The sequence below is a fragment of the Clostridium sp. AF28-12 genome, from assembly GCF_003435225.1.
In the GTDB taxonomy this organism is placed as follows: Bacteria; Bacillota; Clostridia; order Lachnospirales; family Lachnospiraceae; genus Pilosibacter; species Pilosibacter fragilis.
The window spans coordinates 103160-122562 of the sequence record NZ_QWGJ01000009.1; the positions used below are offsets into that span (position 1 = coordinate 103160).

Below are 19403 nucleotides of genomic sequence, written 5' to 3' on the forward strand. Positions count from 1 at the left end.
TGTAAAGAATCTGAACAGCTGAAGAAAAGATCCCGGCGGGAACATGTCCTGCCGGGATCAAGCCTAAGTTTTTTATGAAAGAGAGTTATTATTTCTGGTTCTTCTCGACCTCTGCCTTCTTCATTGCGCGAACCTTTGTGGAGAGTCCATAGAGATTGATGAAGCCGGTAGCGTCATGGTGGTCATAGAGATCACCGGTTGTAAAGGAAGCGATGCTCTCGTTGTATAAGGAATACGGGGAAGTTGTGCCCTGCTTGATGATGTTGCCCTTGTAGAGCTTCATCTTGCACTCACCGGTCACATATTCCTGAGTGGACTCAACGAATGCCTGTAATGCCTCCCGTAACGGGCTGAACCACTTTGCGGAGTAAACGACATCAGCGTACTCGTTGTCGATGTTCTTCTTATATTTTAATGTCTCTTTGTCTAAGATCAGTTCCTCTAACTGCTTGTGAGCTTCGAGAAGGATCGTTCCGCCAGGAGTTTCATAAACACCACGGGACTTCATGCCGACCATACGGTTCTCAACGATATCGGTGATGCCGATTCCGTTCTTTCCGCCGAGCTCATTTAATTTTGTGAGGATCTTGGAGAATTTCATCTTCTCGCCGTTTAATGCAACCGGGAATCCTTTCTCGAAGGAGATGGAGATCTCAGTCTCTTCATCCGGTGCCTTCTCCGGTGTTACGCCGAGTACGAGCATATGATCGTAGTTCGGAGCCTGTGCCGGATCTTCCAGCTCAAGACCTTCATGGCTGATGTGCCAGATGTTGCGGTCACGGCTGTAGCTGTCGTTCTTCTTGAATGGAAGATCGATGTTATGTTTTGCGCAGTACTCTAATTCTTCCTCACGGGACTGGATATTCCAGGTTCTCCACGGAGCGATGATCTTCATATCCGGGGCAAGGGCCTTGATGCCAAGCTCGAAACGAACCTGATCGTTTCCTTTACCGGTAGCACCGTGGCAGATCGCAACAGCGCCTTCCTTCTTCGCGATATCAACAAGAATCTTCGCGATCAGCGGGCGGGCCATTGCGGTACCGAGGAGATACTTGTTCTCGTAGGTAGCGTTTGCTTTTACGCACGGAGCGATGTACTCGTCGCAGAATTCATCGACAACATGCTCGATATATAATTTGGAAGCTCCGCAGTATTTTGCTCTCTCTTCCAGACCATCTAACTCATTTCCCTGTCCTACGTCGATGCAGACGCAGACTACATCGTAATCATAATTTTCTTTTAACCACGGAATCAGAACTGTTGTGTCGAGTCCGCCGGAATATGCTAAAATAACTTTCTCTTTCATAATTGTTATCCTCCGATCTGTTTCAGACGTTGTTTTCTTTATGCTTCATAAATATACATCCGAATATGCATAATGTCAAGCGTAAAATGCATTTTTATGAAATAAAGTGCATATTATACATAAGCAATGCATAAATTGGGAGAGGCGGGAGGAGAAAGATATGTGCAGGCGGGGTAACTGTTCAGTAGGTCTGCGCACTTGCTGCGCTGACCGTAAGAAAACATAGGCTGGAAGGCAAAAATCCCCTCAGCGAAGCTGATCTGGAATGGATTTTTGCACGTAACTATGAAGGTACTGAATAGTTACCCGGCGGGGAAAATAAAAAGGATCTGGTGGTGGAAAAGCAGAGGGAGAGAGTGGCGGACAAGAAATGAAATCAGGGCGGATGTCAGAATGAAAATCATATAGAGATGGTAGGAAATATAGAGTCAGGATTGACAAGCACTGTGAAATCATGGATAATAGGTTTCAAGACTGCGCCAGCCGCCTGCCATATTGTATGGAAGGATATGGCAGTATCAGAAGACCGGGATAGCTGCGCAGAGAGTAAATATGGAAGGAAACGTGTTCATGGAACAGTGGAACGAATACCTGGAAGCCCTGGCATCCAAGGCACCGACTCCGGGGGGCGGAAGTGCGGCGGCAGTTTACGGCGCCATCGGAACGGCTCTCGGTGAGATGGTGGGGAACCTGACTTCGGGAAAGAAGAAGTTTGCGATATATGAGGAAGATGTCCAGAAGATCCTTGCGAGACTTGGCGGGGCGAGAATGGATTTTATCCGGCTTGAGAAGGCGGACGAGCAGGCGTTTCAGCCACTCTCGGAGGTTTACCGCATGAAGGCGGAGACGAAGGAAGAGAAGACGGAAAAGGAAGAGCGGATGGAAGAATGCCTGAAGGCTGCGGCGAAGGTCCCGATGGAAGTCATGGAGCGGGCGGTCAGCGTGATGGACGATATCGAGTTTCTGGCGCTCCACGGAAGCCGGCTTGCGGTGAGTGACGCGGGTGTCGGGATTCAGGGGATCCGGTCAGCACTTCTCGGAGCGGTCATGAGCGTGTATATCAATACGAAGATGATGAAGGACCGAGAGTATGCCGAGGAGATGAACAGCCAGGCGGAGCTTCTTATAAGGAAGGGAACGGAACAGGCAGACCGGATCTATGGGATTGTATTAAAGGCGGTAAGAGGATGATCACATTAAAAGGTGCAGAGGTTTCTGCGAAAATCAAGGAACAGGTTCTCGCGATGAACGGGAAATTAGGAGGATATGTGCCGACAGCGGCTATCGTCCGCATTGGCGAGCGGCCGGATGATCTCTCCTACGAGAGAAATGTCATGAAACGTATTGCGGCATATGGAATGGAGACAAAGTCATATGTGTATCCGGCGGATATCACAGAGGAGGAGTTCTTTGCGGAGTTCCAGAAGATCAATGATGACGAGGCCATCGACGGAATTCTGTTATTTCGCCCGCTGCCGAAGTATATCAATGAAAAACATGCGGAGCAGATGATCCGGCCGGAGAAGGACCTCGACGGAATCTGTGCAGTGAATACGGCGAAGGTGTTTGCAGGAGAGAAGGACGGTTTTGCTCCGTGTACGGCTGAGGCGGTCATTGAGGTGTTAAAGGCATTTGATATTCCAATGGAAGGAAAGCGCGCGGTGATCGTCGGACGCAGCATGGTCGTTGGACGTCCGCTGTCCATGTTGATGTTGAAGGAAAACGCGACGGTGACTGTGTGCCATACAAAGACGAAGGACTTAAAGGCAGTCTGCCGGGAAGCGGACATTCTCGTCGCGGCGGCAGGTAAGGCGAAGATGTTAGACGCGTCCTTCTTAAAGGAAGGAGCTGTGCTGATCGACGTTGGAATCAACGTGGATGAGAACGGAAAGCTCTGCGGCGACGTCCTCTGGGAAGGTCTGGAAGAAAAAGCCTCCGCGGCGACCCCGGTCCCGGGCGGCGTCGGAGCTGTGACGACGGCTGTACTGGCGAAGCATCTGGCGATGGCGGCGGAGAGAAAGGTGAATCGGTAAATTTTCTGAATTTTTCGGGAAAGAGCATAAATAAAGGATTTTTCGAACAGGGTCCCCGGCGGGTATAGCCGGGGATTTTTATGTAACAGGAAATTCCGAGGAATTCCCCGTTACATAAAAAGGCACTGACGTGCCAAAGCTGCACACTCGCGCGAAGATGTAGATAGTCGCAAGCGACCGCGCGAGGTGCGAGAATGTGCCAAAGCACATTCTTATTTAGACAGATAAAGAAGGCAGAGTTATCATTTTATTTGATGAAGTTAGCCACCTCTAATTATGCATTAAGCATGATTCTTACAAGGCGTGCGGTGCTGTCAATGATGCCGCAATATTACCTTTGGGAGATAAAAAAGAAATTAAAAATATGTTCGTATTCAGAAGAAAATATGGAATAGTCAGGCCGTATAAAAACCTCCTGACTATGGAATCCTAAGGGAAACATGGTTTCAGGAGGTTTTTTATGTGGGGAATTTTGGTGGCATTGCTTTCTGGGGCGCTTATGAGCCTGCAGGGGATCTTTAATACGGAGGTGACGAAGCAGAGCAGTATCTGGGCGGCGGCAGGATGGGTGCAGCTGACGGCGTTTCTGACATGTGTGGTTCTCTATTTTTTTACCGGGCGTGGGGAGATCTGGGGGATGTTCTCCATCGACCGGAAATATATGCTTCTCGGCGGTGTCATGGGCGCGTTCATCACCTGGACCGTGATAAAAAGCATGGACGGTCTGGGACCGGCTAAGGCGACGCTGCTCATTGTTGTGACCCAGATATTAGTCTCCTATATTGCTGAGGTATTTGGGCTTTTCGGCGTCGAGAAAGCAGCATTTGAGTGGCGGAAGCTTATTGGTGCGGCGCTGGCGATTGCGGGGATCGTTGTGTTTCGGTGGTAGCGCGGCGCAGGGCGTCTTGAAAATGGGCGAAGGTATCTGTGGTGGCAGCCGTTTCTACGAGATCTATGCGCTCGTCAGAGGTGAGGTATCTAATTGTGGGTGAGGCGAGTTCTCCTGCCTTTTTGCCGAAGCGCGAGACAATGATTTTCATGAGCATTTTATAGCTAGTTTCATCATTGCCTTGGGATATACCCTGAGAGAGGCCCTGAGAGAGGCCCTGAGAGAGGCCCTGGGAGAGACCCTGGGATATACCCTTTGCTTCCCTTTCTGCTAACCAAATATCTATCGCTTTGCACATATTTATCTTTCCTCCTCTTGTCTGCATCATACGGGGTTCTAGTAAAGTCGACATACTCGTATGAGTGGCAATCATTTCATATGCATCTTTATCTAACATTTGATATTCTGATGTATTCAACAACTTTTTTAGATACGTCTTATCATCAGAATACCGGATAAAATCAAATACCTGCCTGATATCCGTCTTAAAAACATCGGTATTCTGTAAATGCCGGACATCCACAAGATGAATCCGGTAATTCTGAATCAAAGGATGAAATTCTTCCGGAATCCCGGAAAAATCGATTATTCCGTGAAGGTCGACGGATCCATCCCAGGGAAGCTCGCCATAGTAGAGAACGATGATGATTGAAGGATGGAGATGACTCTCTTTGGAAAAACTGTAAAGATATTCTCCAGGATTCTGTTTGATGTCGGCATTTCGAACTGCGCGGCGTATCATTGCGGCCTGGCGCTCATATTCACCGGCTTCATAGGTCATACAGCGAAGCGGCAGTGAGTAATCGATGGTCTGCTGGTTTTCAATACCGATGACAAGAAAATTTACGCCAAAGGATGCTTTTTTAACCAGATCACGAAGCTTTACACGTCGTCGGTTCTTTGATTTGTGGATTGCCGGATCGTTCCAGATCCCGGTCTGGGTGTCCAGATCCTGCAGGTCTTCTTTTCGGACAACCGGTCTGCCCTGGCAGATGAGTCCATTGATCAGGTCAGCGTAGCGCTCATCGCCGGAAAAGAACTTTTTGTCACTGATGTCCGCACTTGGAATTGTGCTCAAGTTCATACCTCCTTTGCGCAGGAGTCAGAACATGCAAAGTGGACAACATGATCAGCCATTTTCCAATGCATCTCGGATTCTCCTGCTTTTAAATTGATTGAAAATAGGTAAAGGATATAAAAGCAATGAAGTTCCGAAATGTGAAAAGACGGATCGTAGTCCGGATAGAAACTTAGAGAATATGCTTTTATAGGATTATGTGTAACTGTTCAGCAGGTCTGCGCACTTGCTGCGCTGACCATAAGAAAACATAGGCTGGAAGGCAAAATCCCGTCAGCGAAGCTGATCTGGAATAAATTTTGCGCGTAACTATGAAGGTACTGAATAGTTTACGATTTTGTGTGGATATCGTATCACAGGATATGCGGGATAGCAAGGTAGTCTGGTATATAAAATTATAAAAATTTTCGAAACTATGAGGAATTTTGCAGCGCGGGGAAAATATATAGGCATGGGAGAAGCGTGTTGATTCGGAATAGCAGTGATATGAAAATTTTAAAACGATCATGCAAGAAATTTAAAAAAATTAAATATATGATTTAAAATAAATAAAATCATATTGACAAACTAGGAAATAGGGGTTATTATAGCGCCATCGGATTCGAACAGGGAGTTCAGACGATGAGGAAACATTGGACTGCAGGATAGCAGGCGGTTGGAAAGGAGATACAGGTATGGGAAATGCGGGAAGAAATAACATGAACAATATGTGTTGTTGCTGTTGTATGTGTATTTCCGGGCGTTTTTTACGGCCAGGAGCTTTGCTGTGCGGTCATGTACCTGTATACAGAAAATAGTTTCCTGTTAATGCCAGAAAATGCGCCCGGAAGTGTTTACACTTCCGGGCTTTTTATTTACGCGGCGAATCATAGAGACCGCGAAAACTTGAGAAGTCCTAAAATCGCGCTTCTCAGATGGGGAGGAAGAAACATTGATCCAGATCGAACATGTAAGCAAAACCTTTTCAGGAAAATACGGAACCGTCCACGCGTTGGACGACGTGAGTATCCATGTGGAAAAGGGTGATATCTGCGGTATCATAGGGTTTTCCGGAGCCGGAAAGTCCACACTGATCCGCCTGGTAAACGGTCTTGAGACGGCGGACAGCGGAAAAGTCACTGTCTGTGGAAAGGAGCTTTCCACATTGAAGAAGCCGGAACTTCGGGCGCTGAGAAGAAAGATCGGAATGGTATTCCAGCAGTTCAACCTGCTGGAATCCAAGACGGTGTACCACAATATTGCGCTTCCGCTGATCCTTGCAAAGACTCCGAAGGTGGAGATCGACAAGAAGGTTAAGGAAGTATTAAAGATCGTTGAGCTGGAGGACAAGAAAGACACCTACATCAGTCAGCTCTCCGGAGGACAGAAACAGCGTGTGGGAATCGCGAGAGCGCTGACCACCGACCCGGAACTTCTTCTCTGCGACGAGGCTACAAGCGCCCTGGACCCGCAGACAACGGAATCGATTTTAAAGCTTTTAAAGAAGATCAACCGTAAAATGGGTGTCACGATCCTTCTCATCACCCATCAGATGCAGGTCGTCCAGATGATCTGCAACAAGGTAGCGGTCATGGAGAGCGGAAAGATCGTGGAATCCGGCAGCGTTCTGGAGGTCTTTGGATCCCCGAAGATGCCGGTGACAAAGCGGTTCGTCCAGACGGTTATCCGGGACCAGATCCCGGACAGCATCATAAGCCTCGTGAAGGAACAGAAAGAAAACTTCCGTGTGGACCGTCTGAAATTTATCGGTTCCAGCGTGAAGCGCCCGGTAATCTCCGATATCTGCAAGACAAAGGGTGTCGTGGTCAACATCCTCGGCGCGGCGGTACAGGAGCTGGAGGACAGCGTCATGTGCGTCTTCATCTTACAGCTCATCGGCGATGATGAGAGCATCGATAAGGCGGAAGCGGAGATCGACAAGAACGGCGTCTTAAGAGAACGACTGGAGGTGGAGTAAGATGGAAGAACTCATGAAAACAAAGATCTTTAAGGTCACGGTGGAGCGTCTGCTGTTGAACGGCGGACAGACTCTTTACATGGTTGGATGGTCACTTCTCATCGGAACGATCATCGGAATGATCCTGGCACTGATCCTGGTGCTTTGCAGAAAAGGCGGATTGGTGGAGAACCGACCGTTATATATGATCGTCAGCGTCTACATCAACGTGGTGCGCAGTATCCCCTTTGTTATTCTTCTTGTAACGATCATGCCGATCACCCGCGCTATTGTCGGAACGACCATCGGAAGTACGGCAGCGTTGGTGCCGTTAGTAGTTTATATAAGTCCGTACCTTGCGAGGCTGATGGAGAACAGCCTGCTTGAGATCGATCCGGGAATCCTGGAGGCGGCAGAGGCCATGGGCGCGACAACATGGCAGGTCATCCGATATTTCCTGGTTCCAGAGACATTAGGTTCCATGGTGCTTGCACTGACAACGGGAACCATCGGACTTCTTGGAGCGTCTGCAATGGCCGGATATGTCGGTGGCGGCGGAGTCGGAGATCTGGCATTGACATACGGTTATGAAAAGATGAACACACCACTCATGATCCTCACAGTTGTGATCCTGGTGGTTCTGGTACAGCTTTTACAGATTCTCGGAAATACGATTTCTGGTAAATTAAGACAGCATAAATAAATTTTAAATAAGAGGAGAGAAAAAATTATGAGAAAAGCAATTGCGGGAGTACTTATGGGAGCAGCAGTGTTAAGCCTTGCGGCATGCGGAAAGAGCGACACCGCGCATACAACAGCGGCACAGGCTGCAGAGAGTGCAGACAGCACAGCGGCAGCGGTTGATACGGAGGACAAGAAAGAGATCGTTTACGGAAAATCCCAGGGGCCGTACACAGAGCTCTTTGAGGCTGCCATCGTTCCGATTCTTGAAAAAGAGGGATACACCGTAAAGGGCGTGGACTTCTCTGATCTTCAGACAGCTGACATCGGATTAAACGACGGCGATGTTGATGTCAACGTGGAGCAGCACACCGCATACGCTGAGAACTTCAACGCAAACTACAATGCGGATCTTGTGCCGATCAGCCCGATCCCGACTGTACCGGCTGGCGTATATTCTGCAAAATACACATCTGTTGATGAGATCCCGGACGGTGCGAAGGTTGCAGTTCCGAACGATGCCTCCAACACCGCAAGATGCTATCTGATGCTTCAGAAGATCGGCTGGATCAAGCTTGCCGATGATGTGGATCCGTCCGCAGTTACCCAGGATGACATTGTTGAAAATCCGCATAACATCGAGTTCACAGAGATGAAGAGCTTAACGATCCCGGCAGCGATCCAGGACTTTGACTATGTGGCAATTACCGGCAGCGTTGTATACAACGCAGGCATCGACCCGTCCACAGCCCTCGCAACAGAGGATATCCAGGATCACCTGGTACTTCAGGTCGTTGTGAAGGAAGAGAACAAGGACGCAGAGTGGGCAAAGGCAATTGTGGACGCTTATCATTCTGACGAGTTCATGCAGTACATGGAAGAGAACAACGACGGATTATGGTGGATCCCGGACGAGTTAAAATAAGATTGGAAGCTTATTGAACGATCAGGAAAATAGTTGATGAAAAAGGTTCTTCGGCACTGGAATATAAATTCCGGTATCGAAGGACCTTTTTTGGTAGTGGTATTAAAATTATAAAACCTTGAAAGTTAACTGATAAACGGAAAATGGTTGACTTTCACGGCGTTTTTTTATATAATTGTGAACTATAACGTAGAGCAAAAGTTTACAATCGTAACATGAGAATTCAGAGAAAAAATCCGGAAGACGGACCAGGACCAGAGATCAAAGCCCGGATGACGAAAACGGCGATTGCACATAAAAATCAGAAAAATAAGGAGAATACTATGGACGCACTGACACTGGCACAGGAAATTATCGACGGAAGAAGAATTACAAGAGAGGATGACTTAAATTTCTTTCTGACATGCGATCTGAAGGAACTCTGCGAGGGCGCAGACCGGATCCGCAAGGCATGTGTGGGAGATAAGGTTGATCTCTGTTCCATCATCAACGGACGGAGTGGACGATGTCCAGAGGACTGCAAGTACTGCGCGCAGTCTGCACACCACCACACAAGCTGCGAGATCTATGATTTCCTTCCGGAAGAAGAGATCGTAAAGATGTGTCACGTCCATGAGGAAGAGGGCGTTGACCGTTTCTCCATCGTTACATCAGGAAGAGCATTGACGGGGGAGGAGTTCGATAAAGCGATCCACGCCTACGAGACTATGAAAAAGGAATGCAAGATCGACCTCTGCGCGTCCATGGGCTTTGTGACCGCGGAACAGCTTCACCGTCTCCATGAAGCAGGTGTCACAAGCTACCACCACAACATCGAGACATCCAGAAGAAACTTCCCGAACATCTGCACGACTCATACATACGACATGAAGATCAACACCCTAAAGATGATCAAGGCAGAGGGTATGTGCGCATGTTCCGGCGGCATCATCGGGATGGGTGAGACATGGGAGGACCGTCTCGATATGGCAGTGAGCCTTGCGGAGCTTGGAATCGATTCCATTCCGTTAAACGCCCTGATGCCGATTCCGGGAACTCCTCTGGAACATCTGGAGAGAATCTCTGAGGACGATATTCTCCGCACCATCGCATTCTTCCGCTATATCAATCCGGAGGCAAACATCCGCCTCGGCGCAGGCCGCGCGCTGCTGACAAACGATGGTGAGACCGCATTCTGCTCCGGAGCATCCGCAACAATTACCGGCAATATGCTGACAACGGTTGCATGCGCAACGATCCGCAGCGATAAGAAAATGCTGAAAGGCCTTGGAAGAGATGTGACACCGGAGTATATGAAGGAAAACTAAGAGAAAGAACAAGGGTAACTGTTCAGTAGGTCTGCGCACTTGCTGCGCTGACCGTAAGAAAACATAGGCTGGAAGGCAAAAATCCCATCAGCGAAGCTGATCTGGAATGGATTTTTGCACGTAACTATGAAGGTACTGAATAGTTACGAACAAGGTTATATATAGAAAAGACAGAAATGTGAGGTTTCATTTCTGTCTTTTTTCGTACCATTCTTTAAACCCATCCACTGTGAGCCGGTCGCTGAGGTCCCGGATGGTCCTCGACGCGGACTCCATGATCTGTTCCGGAGTCTTTCTTTTTCGAAGCATTTCGTAAGTGGGGCCCAGCGGATCTCCGTATTTTCGTTCTGCCGGATCGGATTTTGCAGATATGTATCAGGCACCGAGAATCTCGCTCAATGTCTTTATAAAGAAGATCACCAGAACCACCATCATCAAGGGTTTTACAAACTTTGCGCCGCCCTTGTCGAAACAGCGTGTTCCGAGATAATTTCCGGCGATGCTGAAGATACCGGCAATGAGGCCAAGAAGGAAAATTACTTTTCCGTTCATGAGGTAGACCGCCAGGGCTGTCAGGTTCGTTGTCAGGTTGATGGCTTTTGTGATCCCGTTGGCTTCCTTCAGTCCCATGTGGGCAATTCCAGTGAGGAGAAGCAGCAGAAATGTTCCGGTTCCGGGACCGTAAAAGCCGTCGTAGATGCCGATGATGAAGGCGATCAGAGCGCTGAAAAGAATCATCTTGCGGACCGGGAAAGACTCTTTTTCTCCCACGAACGGTTTTCCAAATGTGAGATAGAGGGCGGTACAGGGCAGGATCACGAGAATCAGGCGCTTAAAATAATAATCGTCTAACTGCAGAGCAAGTTTTGCACCGAGAGAGGAACCGATGAGAGCTGTAACGATACAGAGAAGCGCGTTCTTCCAGGCAATATAACCGTTTTTCGCAAAGCGAGCTGTTGCCAGTGTGGTTCCCATTCCGGAGCTTAATTTGTTTGTTCCGATGGCAAAATGGACTGGAAGACCGGCGATCATGTAAGCCGGGAGTGAGATCAGTCCTCCGCCTCCGGCAACCGCGTCGACGAAACCGGCGAGAAATACCAGCGGGCAGACGATCAGAAAGTGCATCAGATGTAATTCCATAGCAGTAATTCCCCTTAAGTATGATTAAATTGAACGTGCTGTTTTCGCTGCCAGAGCGGATGAAACGGTCTTTGCACGCTTTTTGCCAAATATAGCATAATTTTAAAGAAATTGCAATGAAAGCAGGTGGGCGGAGCGTGAAATATCTGGCGGGAGAAAGCCAGAGAACGGTTGATTTGGCATCGAGTATGCTCGGTGCGAGAAGGAGAATGCGAGGCTTGAGAAAAAATCGGACTGAGGTTATAATGGAGAGCGTACATAACAAAAATGCCCTTGTTTTTACAGGACTGATTCGGTAAAATAGAGACAGGCAGAACGATCCCCCTGAAAATGTTCAGGAGGGAATGTATGAAAGAAGATAAGAAAAAAATTTTGACGGCCGCGGCTTTCTTGATCGCAGCCGGACTTGTGTTTGGGATGACAAGAAGCCGGAGTGGAATCCAGAAGCTGGATGAATCCGGAGCGGTCGTTATGAGCGGATCACTGGATGCGGATGGGAACATCAGCTGGGAGAAAAACGGCTCTGCAAAAAGCGACGGCCTGCCGCAGGGGGATTCTGGAAGCAGTACCGAGAAACAGGAGCTTCAGGAACCATTCAGGGATGAAAATGGCAGTGTACAGGGAGAAAGTACCGTGGAGACGCAGGAATATGTGGAAAACTCTGAAAAATCCGGAGTTTATGTGTATATCTGCGGAGAGGTGGCAGCCCCAGGTGTGTATGAGCTTTCGGAGGACAGCCGGATCTACGAGGCAGTGGATGCCGCCGGGGGATTTACGGAGAACGCGGCGAGGGAGAGTGTAAATCTCGCCTCAAAAGTTTCTGATGGCATGCAGATCACGATCTACAATAAGAAAGAGGCCGCGTCGCTTCCGGCGGGCAGCGGGTCTGCAGTAGGAAACGCCGGTCAGGGCGGAACCTCCGGTTCCGGGCTTGTGAACCTGAACACGGCGACAAAAGAGGAGCTGATGACCTTAAAGGGCATCGGGGAGGCGAAAGCCGAGGATATTATCCGCTACCGCGAAAAGAGCGGTGGCTTTAAGAAAATCGAGGATATCATGAAGATATCCGGTATCAAAGAGGCCGGGTTTCAGAAGATAAAGGATAATATTACGGTGTGAAAAGATGAAAAAACGGTAACTATTCAGTGCCTTCATAGTTACGTGCAAAAATCCATTCCAGATCAGCTTCGCTGATGGGATTTTTGCCTTCCAGCCTATGTTTTCTTACGGTCAGCGCAGCAAGTGCGCAGACCTACTGAACAGTTACAAAAAACGTATAATTCATGCTGATTGTGACATTTAAAAACACAGGAGGCGGAAATCAGGTCATAGACATTAGAAAAGCAGCAGGAGAGGACCTGCGCATTACAGCATAACGTGGAGGAGAGAAATGGCAAGAGTTCTGGTAGTTGATGATGAAAAACTGATCGTGAAGGGAATCCGCTTCAGTCTGGAACAGGATGGATATGAGGTGGACTGTGCTTACGACGGCGATGAGGCGATCGAGAGGGCAAAAGAACGGGAGTATGACGTGGTTCTTTTGGATGTCATGCTTCCGGGACACGATGGATTTGAGGTCTGCCAGACGATCCGTGAGTTTTCCGAGATGCCGATCATCATGCTGACGGCAAAAGGCGATGATATGGATAAGATCCTGGGACTGGAGTACGGCGCTGACGATTATATCACGAAACCGTTCAATATCCTGGAAGTAAAAGCGCGGATCAAGGCGATCATCCGCAGAAACAATAAGAAGAGCGGCGCCGCGAAACGCCAGAAATCCAGCGTAGTCACAGAGGGCGACTTAAAGCTTGACAGGGAGAGCCGCAGAGTCTTCATTAAAGATAAGGAGATCAACCTGACCGCGAAGGAATTCGACCTGCTGGAACTTCTTGTCACAAATCCGAATAAGGTCTACAGCCGTGAGTCCCTGCTTGAGTATGTATGGGGAAACAAGGCCATGGTAAGCGGGGATGTCCGCACGGTGGATGTGCATGTGAGAAGACTGCGTGAAAAAATTGAGCCTAGCCCGAGTGATCCGAAGTATGTACACACAAAATGGGGCGTAGGCTATTTCTTCCGCGCCTAGCGATGAGCAGTGCAAGATCAACAGGCTGACTTTCGGCGTTGTGCTTGCACATAAGCCGAAAGTCGGACAGTTGATCTTATAGGGCGAATGCCCGCGAGCCCTGAGTTGGGGCCTGCCCCAATTCAGGGCTCCACTGCGGACTAACCAACAAAATTAATTAAAACCTAAAGGAGAAAAATTTTATGACATACACAATTCGCCCAGTCCGCCCGACGGACCTTGCGGCAGTTACCGAGGTGGAAGCAATCTGCTTCCCGGCGGCGGAAGCCGCAGCAGAGGAATCTTTTAAGGCCCGCATCGCGGCATTTCCGGAGTGCTTTTTTGTTGCGGAAGCGGACGGAAAGATCATAGGCTTCATCAATGGCTGCGCCACAGATTCCAAAACGATTTATGACGAGATGTACGAAAATTCCGCCTGCCACAGGCCGGACGGCGCATACCAGTCTATTTTCGGACTGGATGTGATCCCGGACTACCGCTGCCAGGGAATCGCGGCGGCGCTCATGGATCACATGATCGAAGACGCGAAAAATAAAGGAAGAAAGGGCCTGATCCTCACCTGCAAGGACCGTCTGATTCACTATTACGCGAAATTTGGATACAAAAACATGGGCATTTCCGAGTCTGTCCACGGCGGGGCAGTCTGGTACGACATGATCCTGGAATTCGGGGATCAGAAATCATGAAGGTCACATTGATCACAGTCGGAAAGATCAAGGAAAAGTTCTTTCAGGACGCCATCGCGGAATATTCCAAGCGCCTGAGCCGATACTGTAAGCTGGAGATCGTCCAGGTGGCGGACGAAAAGACGCCGGATGGGGCCAGCGAAGCGGTGGAGACGCAGATCAAGGAGAAAGAGGGCGAGCGGATTCTGTCTAACATCAAGGATGGCAGCTTTGTCGTTGCCCTTGCGATCAACGGAAACATGCTGGATTCTGAGGAACTTGCGGCAAAAATAGAAAAATGGGGTGTGTCGGGGATCAGCCAGATCGTGTTTATCATCGGCGGATCTTTAGGACTTTCCAACCAGGTCCTGGCACGGGCCGACTATAAACTGAGCTTTTCAAAGATGACATTCCCGCACCAGCTCATGCGGGTCATTCTCCTGGAACAGATCTACCGGAGTTACCGGATCATCCAGGGAGAACCATATCATAAGTAAAAAATGGGGACTTGGCAAGGAGGCAAAACGAGTGGCAGAGGAACAGAAAGCGGGGAAGATCTTTCTTTTCTGCAAGGAATCTTCACAGGAGCGGATCATGAAGTGCCTGCGGGACGCCTTTGACGTTCCGGGCAGCGCACATGATACAGGATTGGAACTTCACAATGGGAATCTGAATGTGACGCTCAGGATCTACTGCGAGAGCGCGGGTGACGAGGAGCAGGAGCTGGTCCGAAGCTGGTCTGACCGGGCAAGAGGCCACTTTTCCAGGGTCGAGACCGCGGTGGTGGATGTGAAAACGAATCTTCTCTATCAGCTGGAAGGAACCGAGAGTATCGTTTCGGTGGACTATGTGTTCGAGGGGGAAGAGTCCGAATTCCTGACAGAGACAGAGGAGGCCGCGAAGAGAAATATGGAGCAGACACTGTTTCGTGTTCTTTCCGATCTTCGTGCAGTCATGGCGTTCAGGGGAGAAAAAAGGGGATTTTACTGCCTGGATGCGTCCGGCATGGAGAAGCTGATCCTGGACGGAAACGGAAACAGTGAGATGGAGCGGTTTCTGCCATATAAAGCGGTGGGCTATGTTCCGGGAAATGAGATCGAGACGGAACAGTTGAACCGCAGGGAGAAGAACCGGAGAGAGTTTGAGGCGCGGGGCGTGTATGTTCCGGTATTTTACCCGCTTTTGGAGACGGAGGCGGAGGCAGACTGCCGGACACCATATGAGATCGCGGCGAGAGCGGTGGCGCTCATGCTGGTGGCGGTATTTTCTGAGGCCATGCTGGCGAAAAAGATGAGCCAGAAAGAGGCATTGGAATTCATCCAGAAGCGGATCAACGAGTTCGGGGCGGATGATTTCTTCTCCCTGAAGGAGTGGAATTACCTGCACAACGAGGATCCGAAAGAATCAGAGAAGATATCCTATTCCTGGCAGTACGAGAATCTGTATGTGATGGAGTGGGCGCTGGGACTGATCGACGGGCCGTTAGATTTCCCGGATCACTTCTGCGCAGTGGCGGAGGCGGCGCAGCTTCTGACAGCCTTTCACTCCATGAGGGAGATCCTGGAGGCGGCGAAGCCGAGGAGCGCGAAGGAACTTCTCGATGCCTGCGATATGATCTTCTGCCTGGACTGGGCATGCACCGATACGAGGATGCGGGATCTTCCCGCGCCTGCGGGAATGGACGGAGGTGTGGTCTTTGAGCGCCATAAAGCGTTAAACTGGCTCGTGGGAGCCGGGGAGAAGGCAGACTGGGACCATGTGCCGGTGGATACGTGAGGAGATAAAGCACAGTAACAAAACACATCATGGAGAGATCTATGGTGTGTTTTTTAATTGCATTTATAACTGTTCAGCAGGTCTGCGCACTTGCTGCGCTGACCGTAAGATAACATAAGCGGGAAGGCAAAAATCCCATCGGTGCAGCCGATCTGGAATGGATTTTTGCAAGTAACTATGAAGGTACTGAATAGTTACTTGCATTTTTTAACGTAGTGTAGTATAATTACGTCACTTTGAAAAAAGACAAATGTCCATGGCTCGCGGTCATGGAAGAATAAAAGAGAAGACTGACGGATGTCTGCAGTTACTAATGCGGCTATGCCGGGGATAGAGGAGATACGAACCATGGGAGAGAGAAATGTGATCAAGGCGGCGCTTCTCGGCGCTGGAACGGTTGGAAGCGGCGTGTATGCCCTCGCCGAGATGTTAAAGGATGAGATGTTCCAGAAGACCGGTGCCAGCCTGGAAATTAAGAAGGTTCTGGTGCGGAACACAAAGAAGGACCGCCCGGGGATCCCGAAGGAGATCATGACGGACAACTGGCAGGAGATCCTGGAAGATGAGGAGATCCAGCTTGTGATCGAGCTCATGGGCGGCGTGGAACCGGCGAGAACCTATATCGTGCAGGCCCTGGAAGCCGGAAAACAGGTGGTCACCGCCAACAAGGACGTGCTCGCGGAGCATGGACAGGAGATCCTGTCACTGGCGGAAAACAGCGGCTGCGATATCCAGTTTGAGGCGGCAGTCGCAGGCGCGATCCCGATCATCCGTCCCTTAAAGCAGAGCCTCGCGGGCAGCATGCTGACGGAGATCATGGGAATCGTTAACGGAACCACGAACTACATTCTGACAAAGATGTCGGAAGAGGGGATGGATTACAAGGAAGCGCTGGCAAAGGCCACAGAGCTTGGATATGCGGAGGCGGATCCGACGGCGGACGTGGAAGGCTACGACGCGGGACGAAAGATCGCGATCATGTCCTCCCTGGCGTTCAACTCCAAGGTGACCTTCAGCGATGTCTATATGGAAGGGATCACGAAGATCACCTCCGATGATATCCGCTACGCGAAGGAATTCGGCTATGTGATCAAGCTTCTCGGCGTTACAAAGCTGGTGGACGGAAAAATCGAGGTCAAGGTCCACCCGATGCTGATCCCGGAGCAGCATCCGCTTGCGACGGTCCGCGACTCCTTCAACGCGGTGTTTGTACACGGCGAGGCCTGCGATGACGCGATGTTCATGGGACGCGGTGCGGGAAAGATGCCGACGGCCAGCGCCGTTATGGGTGATATCATCATCGTCATGAGAAATATCGTTCACGACAACTGTGGCTGGAATGGCGGCGTGGCGTACAAGAATTATCCGGTGAAGCCGATCGAGGAGACGAGATCGAGATATTTCCTCCGTCTTCAGGTCGCGGATAAGCCGGGCGCCCTCGCAAATATTGCGGGCGTTCTCGGAAACAACGATGTCAGCATCGCCCAGGTCGTTCAGAAACGCGCGAGGGACGGTGTTGCAGAGCTTGTTGTGATCACGGATTCCGTTCTGGAGCGCCATTTCAACGACGCGCTGATGATCGTGAAGGGCATGTCCGTGCTTCGTGAGGTGTCCGGAATTATCAGGGTTTACGGGGATTAACAGCCGGTATTTGAAATAATGGAATTAGAAAGCATATCTGTCTGGTCAGGTGAAACTGACTGGGTGGATGTGCTTTTTTATTTTCCGAGAAATATCATAAAAATCCGGGGTGTTCATATATTGTATCAATTCCGGGAAAGGCGGACAGGCAGAACACGGGGAGAAAGGAGCGCAGGATGAATACGGAAACTTTTGAAAGACTGCTGAAACAGGCGGTTCCAGACGGGAAAACGATTCGGGAGATCAGAATCCGGACGGAAAAACCGGTGATGATACTGCTGGAAAGCGGGGAAAACCTCCTTTTTTCGGATGGGACCTGTGGAAAGACGGAAAGTTATGGAAAGAAAAAGATGGGGTCGCTGGAGATAAGAGAAGACCGGAGCGCAGTTCTTGCAGACCAGGAGCTGATCCGCGGGATTCTGGAGACCTGTTCCAGACATTCGCTGTACGCCTACGAGCGGGAGATCAGCCAGGGATTCCTCACGATCAGCGGGGGACACCGTGTGGGAATCGCAGGGAAAGCGGTGGTGGAGGACGGACATGTGAGGACGGTCCGGGATCTCTCATCTTTAAATATCCGTGTTGCCCATGAGGTAAAGGGCTGCGCAAAAAACGTGCTGCCGTACCTGATGGATGGGGAAACATTTCTGGACACGCTTTTGATCTCCCCGCCGGGAGCAGGAAAGACAACACTTTTGAGGGACCTGATCCGGGAACTTTCATGCGGGGGAACATGGGGAGCGGGGAAGAATGTGTCCGTGGTGGACGAGCGTTCGGAGATCGCAGCGTGTTTTGGAGGAGTTGCCCAGTGTGACCTGGGGCCCAGGACCGACGTGATGGACGGGTGCCCTAAGTCTGAGGGAATGCTCATGATGCTGCGCTCCATGGCACCCCAGGTGCTGGCGGTGGACGAGGCAGGAGGGGAAGACGAGATCCTGGCGATGAAGTATGGGATGAACTGCGGGTGCAGGATCCTGGCGACGGTCCATGGTGCAGATGTTGGGGATATCATGAAGCGGCCGGCGTGGCGGGAACTGGCGGAAGCGAAGGTGTTTTCCCGGTATGTGGTTCTTTCCGGAGTTCCGGGACCGGGAACGATAGTGGGAATTTATGATGTGAATTTTCAGCGAATGAATAAAAGAAATTAAGGTTTAAACAAGACATAGATCGTGAGTGGACGGGGGATGAGACATGAAATATTTAGGACTCTTGTGCATGGCGGCAGCGGCGGTAGCTGGAGGTTTTCTGCTGGCGGGGGAGTGGGAGATGCGGGTAAAGATGCTTGGAATCTTCCGACAGATGGCGGTCTATCTGAAGGCGCGGATCCTGTACTCCAACGAGACGCTGCCGGAGGCGCTAAAGGAGATCGGCAGCCGGTTTTCAGACGGGAATTCCGGGATGGCGGCGGAGGCAGGACTCTTTTTTCTACGGGTGGAAAAGCGGATGGAGGAAGAAGCTGGGAAGCCGTTTGCCGAGATATGGAAGGAAGAGATGGAAAAATTCCCGGACGACCTTCCTTTAAGAAAACAGGATCTTGAAGCACTCCAGGCACTGGGGGAAAATCTCGGTTACGCGGACAAAAAGACCCAGGAGCGGACGATCCTGTTCTATCTGGAACAGGCGGATGACTCCCTGGCGTTCTTAAAGAAGGAGATGGAGAGCCGGACGAAGCTTTACCGGTCTCTCGGAATGGCGGCAGGACTTTTTATTCTGGTACTCTTTGCGTAAGGGGGGAGACTATGGGGGTAAATCTGATATTTAAGATCGCGGCGGTGGGGATCCTGGTGTCGGTGATGTGTCAGGTGTTGAAGCACAGCGGGCGCGAGGACCAGGCGTTTCTCACGAGTCTCGCAGGATTGATCCTGGTGCTGTTTTGGATCGTGCCGTATATCTATGATCTGTTTGAGACAATTAAAAATCTGTTTTCGCTGTGAAAG

At 50.1% G+C, this 19403-nt stretch carries 19 protein-coding genes; 16 read left to right on the top strand and 3 right to left on the bottom strand.

Annotated features, from left to right (window positions below):
- Positions 1-88 precede the first annotated feature (88 nt).
- Complete coding sequence (locus DWY93_RS09550; protein ID WP_117470196.1) at positions 89-1306, bottom strand: argininosuccinate synthase; 1218 nt, start codon at positions 1304-1306, stop codon at positions 89-91.
- Positions 1307-1876: 570 nt separating this feature from the next.
- Between DWY93_RS09550 and DWY93_RS09555 the strand changes: the two genes are divergently transcribed.
- The 3 genes from DWY93_RS09555 (at position 1877) to DWY93_RS09565 (ending at position 4228) form a co-directional block, all read left to right on the top strand.
- The gene (locus tag DWY93_RS09555) at positions 1877-2497 is read left to right on the top strand and encodes a cyclodeaminase/cyclohydrolase family protein (protein ID WP_117470225.1); all 621 of its coding nucleotides are present in this window, start codon (positions 1877-1879) and stop codon (positions 2495-2497) included.
- Entirely contained in the window at positions 2494-3339 is an 846-nt protein-coding gene (locus DWY93_RS09560; protein ID WP_117470197.1) for a bifunctional 5,10-methylenetetrahydrofolate dehydrogenase/5,10-methenyltetrahydrofolate cyclohydrolase, read from the top strand. The genes DWY93_RS09555 and DWY93_RS09560 overlap by 4 nt, the downstream gene beginning before the upstream one ends.
- Positions 3340-3799: 460 nt before the next feature.
- Positions 3800-4228: a DMT family transporter gene (locus DWY93_RS09565; protein ID WP_015553770.1), complete on the top strand. Its 429-nt coding sequence runs from the start codon at positions 3800-3802 to the stop codon at positions 4226-4228.
- Here the strand turns inward: DWY93_RS09565 and DWY93_RS09570 are convergent.
- Positions 4179-5306, bottom strand: coding sequence for a hypothetical protein (locus DWY93_RS09570; RefSeq protein WP_117470198.1), 1128 nt, complete (start codon positions 5304-5306; stop codon positions 4179-4181). The two genes, DWY93_RS09565 and DWY93_RS09570, sit on opposite strands and share 50 nt — an antisense overlap.
- A 931-nt stretch (positions 5307-6237) precedes the next feature.
- Between DWY93_RS09570 and DWY93_RS09575 the strand changes: the two genes are divergently transcribed.
- From DWY93_RS09575 to bioB, 4 genes are all read left to right on the top strand, one after another.
- Positions 6238-7263, top strand: coding sequence for an ATP-binding cassette domain-containing protein (locus DWY93_RS09575; protein ID WP_021905458.1), 1026 nt, complete (start codon positions 6238-6240; stop codon positions 7261-7263).
- Between the two features lies 1 nt (position 7264).
- Positions 7265-7945 (top strand): methionine ABC transporter permease, encoded by a 681-nt coding sequence (locus DWY93_RS09580; RefSeq protein WP_015553767.1) that lies wholly within the window; start codon positions 7265-7267, stop codon positions 7943-7945.
- Between the two features lie 27 nt (positions 7946-7972).
- Entirely contained in the window at positions 7973-8848 is an 876-nt protein-coding gene (locus DWY93_RS09585; protein WP_117470199.1) for a MetQ/NlpA family ABC transporter substrate-binding protein, read from the top strand.
- Positions 8849-9171: 323 nt separating this feature from the next.
- A complete protein-coding gene (gene bioB / locus DWY93_RS09590) occupies positions 9172-10155 on the top strand; it encodes a biotin synthase BioB (RefSeq protein WP_117470227.1) in 984 nt (327 codons plus the stop codon).
- A gap of 375 nt (positions 10156-10530) precedes the next feature.
- On the opposite strand, the gene DWY93_RS09595 is transcribed toward bioB, so the two are convergent.
- A complete protein-coding gene (locus DWY93_RS09595) occupies positions 10531-11295 on the bottom strand; it encodes a TSUP family transporter (RefSeq protein ID WP_015553764.1) in 765 nt (254 codons plus the stop codon).
- Positions 11296-11643: 348 nt separating this feature from the next.
- Between DWY93_RS09595 and DWY93_RS09600 the strand changes: the two genes are divergently transcribed.
- The 9 genes from DWY93_RS09600 (at position 11644) to spoIIIAC (ending at position 19400) form a co-directional block, all read left to right on the top strand.
- Positions 11644-12414, top strand: coding sequence for a helix-hairpin-helix domain-containing protein (locus DWY93_RS09600; protein WP_242990579.1), 771 nt, complete (start codon positions 11644-11646; stop codon positions 12412-12414).
- Positions 12415-12685: 271 nt separating this feature from the next.
- On the top strand, positions 12686-13384 hold the full coding sequence (locus tag DWY93_RS09605) for a response regulator transcription factor (protein WP_015553762.1): 699 nt from the start codon (positions 12686-12688) through the stop codon (positions 13382-13384).
- Positions 13385-13566: 182 nt separating this feature from the next.
- Entirely contained in the window at positions 13567-14070 is a 504-nt protein-coding gene (locus DWY93_RS09610; protein WP_117470200.1) for a GNAT family N-acetyltransferase, read from the top strand.
- Positions 14067-14546: a 23S rRNA (pseudouridine(1915)-N(3))-methyltransferase RlmH gene (rlmH, locus tag DWY93_RS09615; protein ID WP_015553760.1), complete on the top strand. Its 480-nt coding sequence runs from the start codon at positions 14067-14069 to the stop codon at positions 14544-14546. The genes DWY93_RS09610 and rlmH overlap by 4 nt, the downstream gene beginning before the upstream one ends.
- A 31-nt stretch (positions 14547-14577) precedes the next feature.
- Positions 14578-15825: a DUF4272 domain-containing protein gene (locus DWY93_RS09620; protein ID WP_117470201.1), complete on the top strand. Its 1248-nt coding sequence runs from the start codon at positions 14578-14580 to the stop codon at positions 15823-15825.
- A gap of 348 nt (positions 15826-16173) precedes the next feature.
- Entirely contained in the window at positions 16174-17466 is a 1293-nt protein-coding gene (locus tag DWY93_RS09625) for a homoserine dehydrogenase (protein ID WP_117470202.1), read from the top strand.
- A gap of 176 nt (positions 17467-17642) precedes the next feature.
- A complete protein-coding gene (spoIIIAA, locus tag DWY93_RS09630; RefSeq protein WP_117470203.1) occupies positions 17643-18614 on the top strand; it encodes a stage III sporulation protein AA in 972 nt (323 codons plus the stop codon).
- A gap of 43 nt (positions 18615-18657) precedes the next feature.
- Complete coding sequence (locus DWY93_RS09635; protein ID WP_117470204.1) at positions 18658-19194, top strand: stage III sporulation protein AB; 537 nt, start codon at positions 18658-18660, stop codon at positions 19192-19194.
- An 11-nt stretch (positions 19195-19205) separates the two neighbouring features.
- The gene (gene spoIIIAC / locus DWY93_RS09640) at positions 19206-19400 is read left to right on the top strand and encodes a stage III sporulation protein AC (RefSeq protein WP_015553756.1); all 195 of its coding nucleotides are present in this window, start codon (positions 19206-19208) and stop codon (positions 19398-19400) included.
- Positions 19401-19403 lie beyond the last annotated feature (3 nt).

Excerpts from the sequence above, each read along its gene's own strand:
- rlmH (WP_015553760.1), top strand. The coding sequence starts at position 14,067 with ATGAAGGTCACATTGATCACAGTCGGAAAGATCAAGGAAAAGTTCTTT.
- DWY93_RS09585 (WP_117470199.1), top strand. The coding sequence starts at position 7,973 with ATGAGAAAAGCAATTGCGGGAGTACTTATGGGAGCAGCAGTGTTAAGC.
- DWY93_RS09635 (WP_117470204.1), top strand. The coding sequence starts at position 18,658 with ATGAAATATTTAGGACTCTTGTGCATGGCGGCAGCGGCGGTAGCTGGA.
- DWY93_RS09610 (WP_117470200.1), top strand. The coding sequence starts at position 13,567 with ATGACATACACAATTCGCCCAGTCCGCCCGACGGACCTTGCGGCAGTT.
- spoIIIAC (WP_015553756.1), top strand. The coding sequence starts at position 19,206 with ATGGGGGTAAATCTGATATTTAAGATCGCGGCGGTGGGGATCCTGGTG.
- DWY93_RS09580 (WP_015553767.1), top strand. The coding sequence starts at position 7,265 with ATGGAAGAACTCATGAAAACAAAGATCTTTAAGGTCACGGTGGAGCGT.
- DWY93_RS09625 (WP_117470202.1), top strand. The coding sequence starts at position 16,174 with ATGGGAGAGAGAAATGTGATCAAGGCGGCGCTTCTCGGCGCTGGAACG.
- spoIIIAA (WP_117470203.1), top strand. The coding sequence starts at position 17,643 with ATGAATACGGAAACTTTTGAAAGACTGCTGAAACAGGCGGTTCCAGAC.
- DWY93_RS09560 (WP_117470197.1), top strand. The coding sequence starts at position 2,494 with ATGATCACATTAAAAGGTGCAGAGGTTTCTGCGAAAATCAAGGAACAG.
- DWY93_RS09550 (WP_117470196.1), bottom strand. The coding sequence starts at position 1,306 with ATGAAAGAGAAAGTTATTTTAGCATATTCCGGCGGACTCGACACAACA.
- DWY93_RS09555 (WP_117470225.1), top strand. The coding sequence starts at position 1,877 with ATGGAACAGTGGAACGAATACCTGGAAGCCCTGGCATCCAAGGCACCG.
- bioB (WP_117470227.1), top strand. The coding sequence starts at position 9,172 with ATGGACGCACTGACACTGGCACAGGAAATTATCGACGGAAGAAGAATT.
- DWY93_RS09565 (WP_015553770.1), top strand. The coding sequence starts at position 3,800 with ATGTGGGGAATTTTGGTGGCATTGCTTTCTGGGGCGCTTATGAGCCTG.
- DWY93_RS09595 (WP_015553764.1), bottom strand. The coding sequence starts at position 11,295 with ATGGAATTACATCTGATGCACTTTCTGATCGTCTGCCCGCTGGTATTT.
- DWY93_RS09605 (WP_015553762.1), top strand. The coding sequence starts at position 12,686 with ATGGCAAGAGTTCTGGTAGTTGATGATGAAAAACTGATCGTGAAGGGA.
- DWY93_RS09600 (WP_242990579.1), top strand. The coding sequence starts at position 11,644 with ATGAAAGAAGATAAGAAAAAAATTTTGACGGCCGCGGCTTTCTTGATC.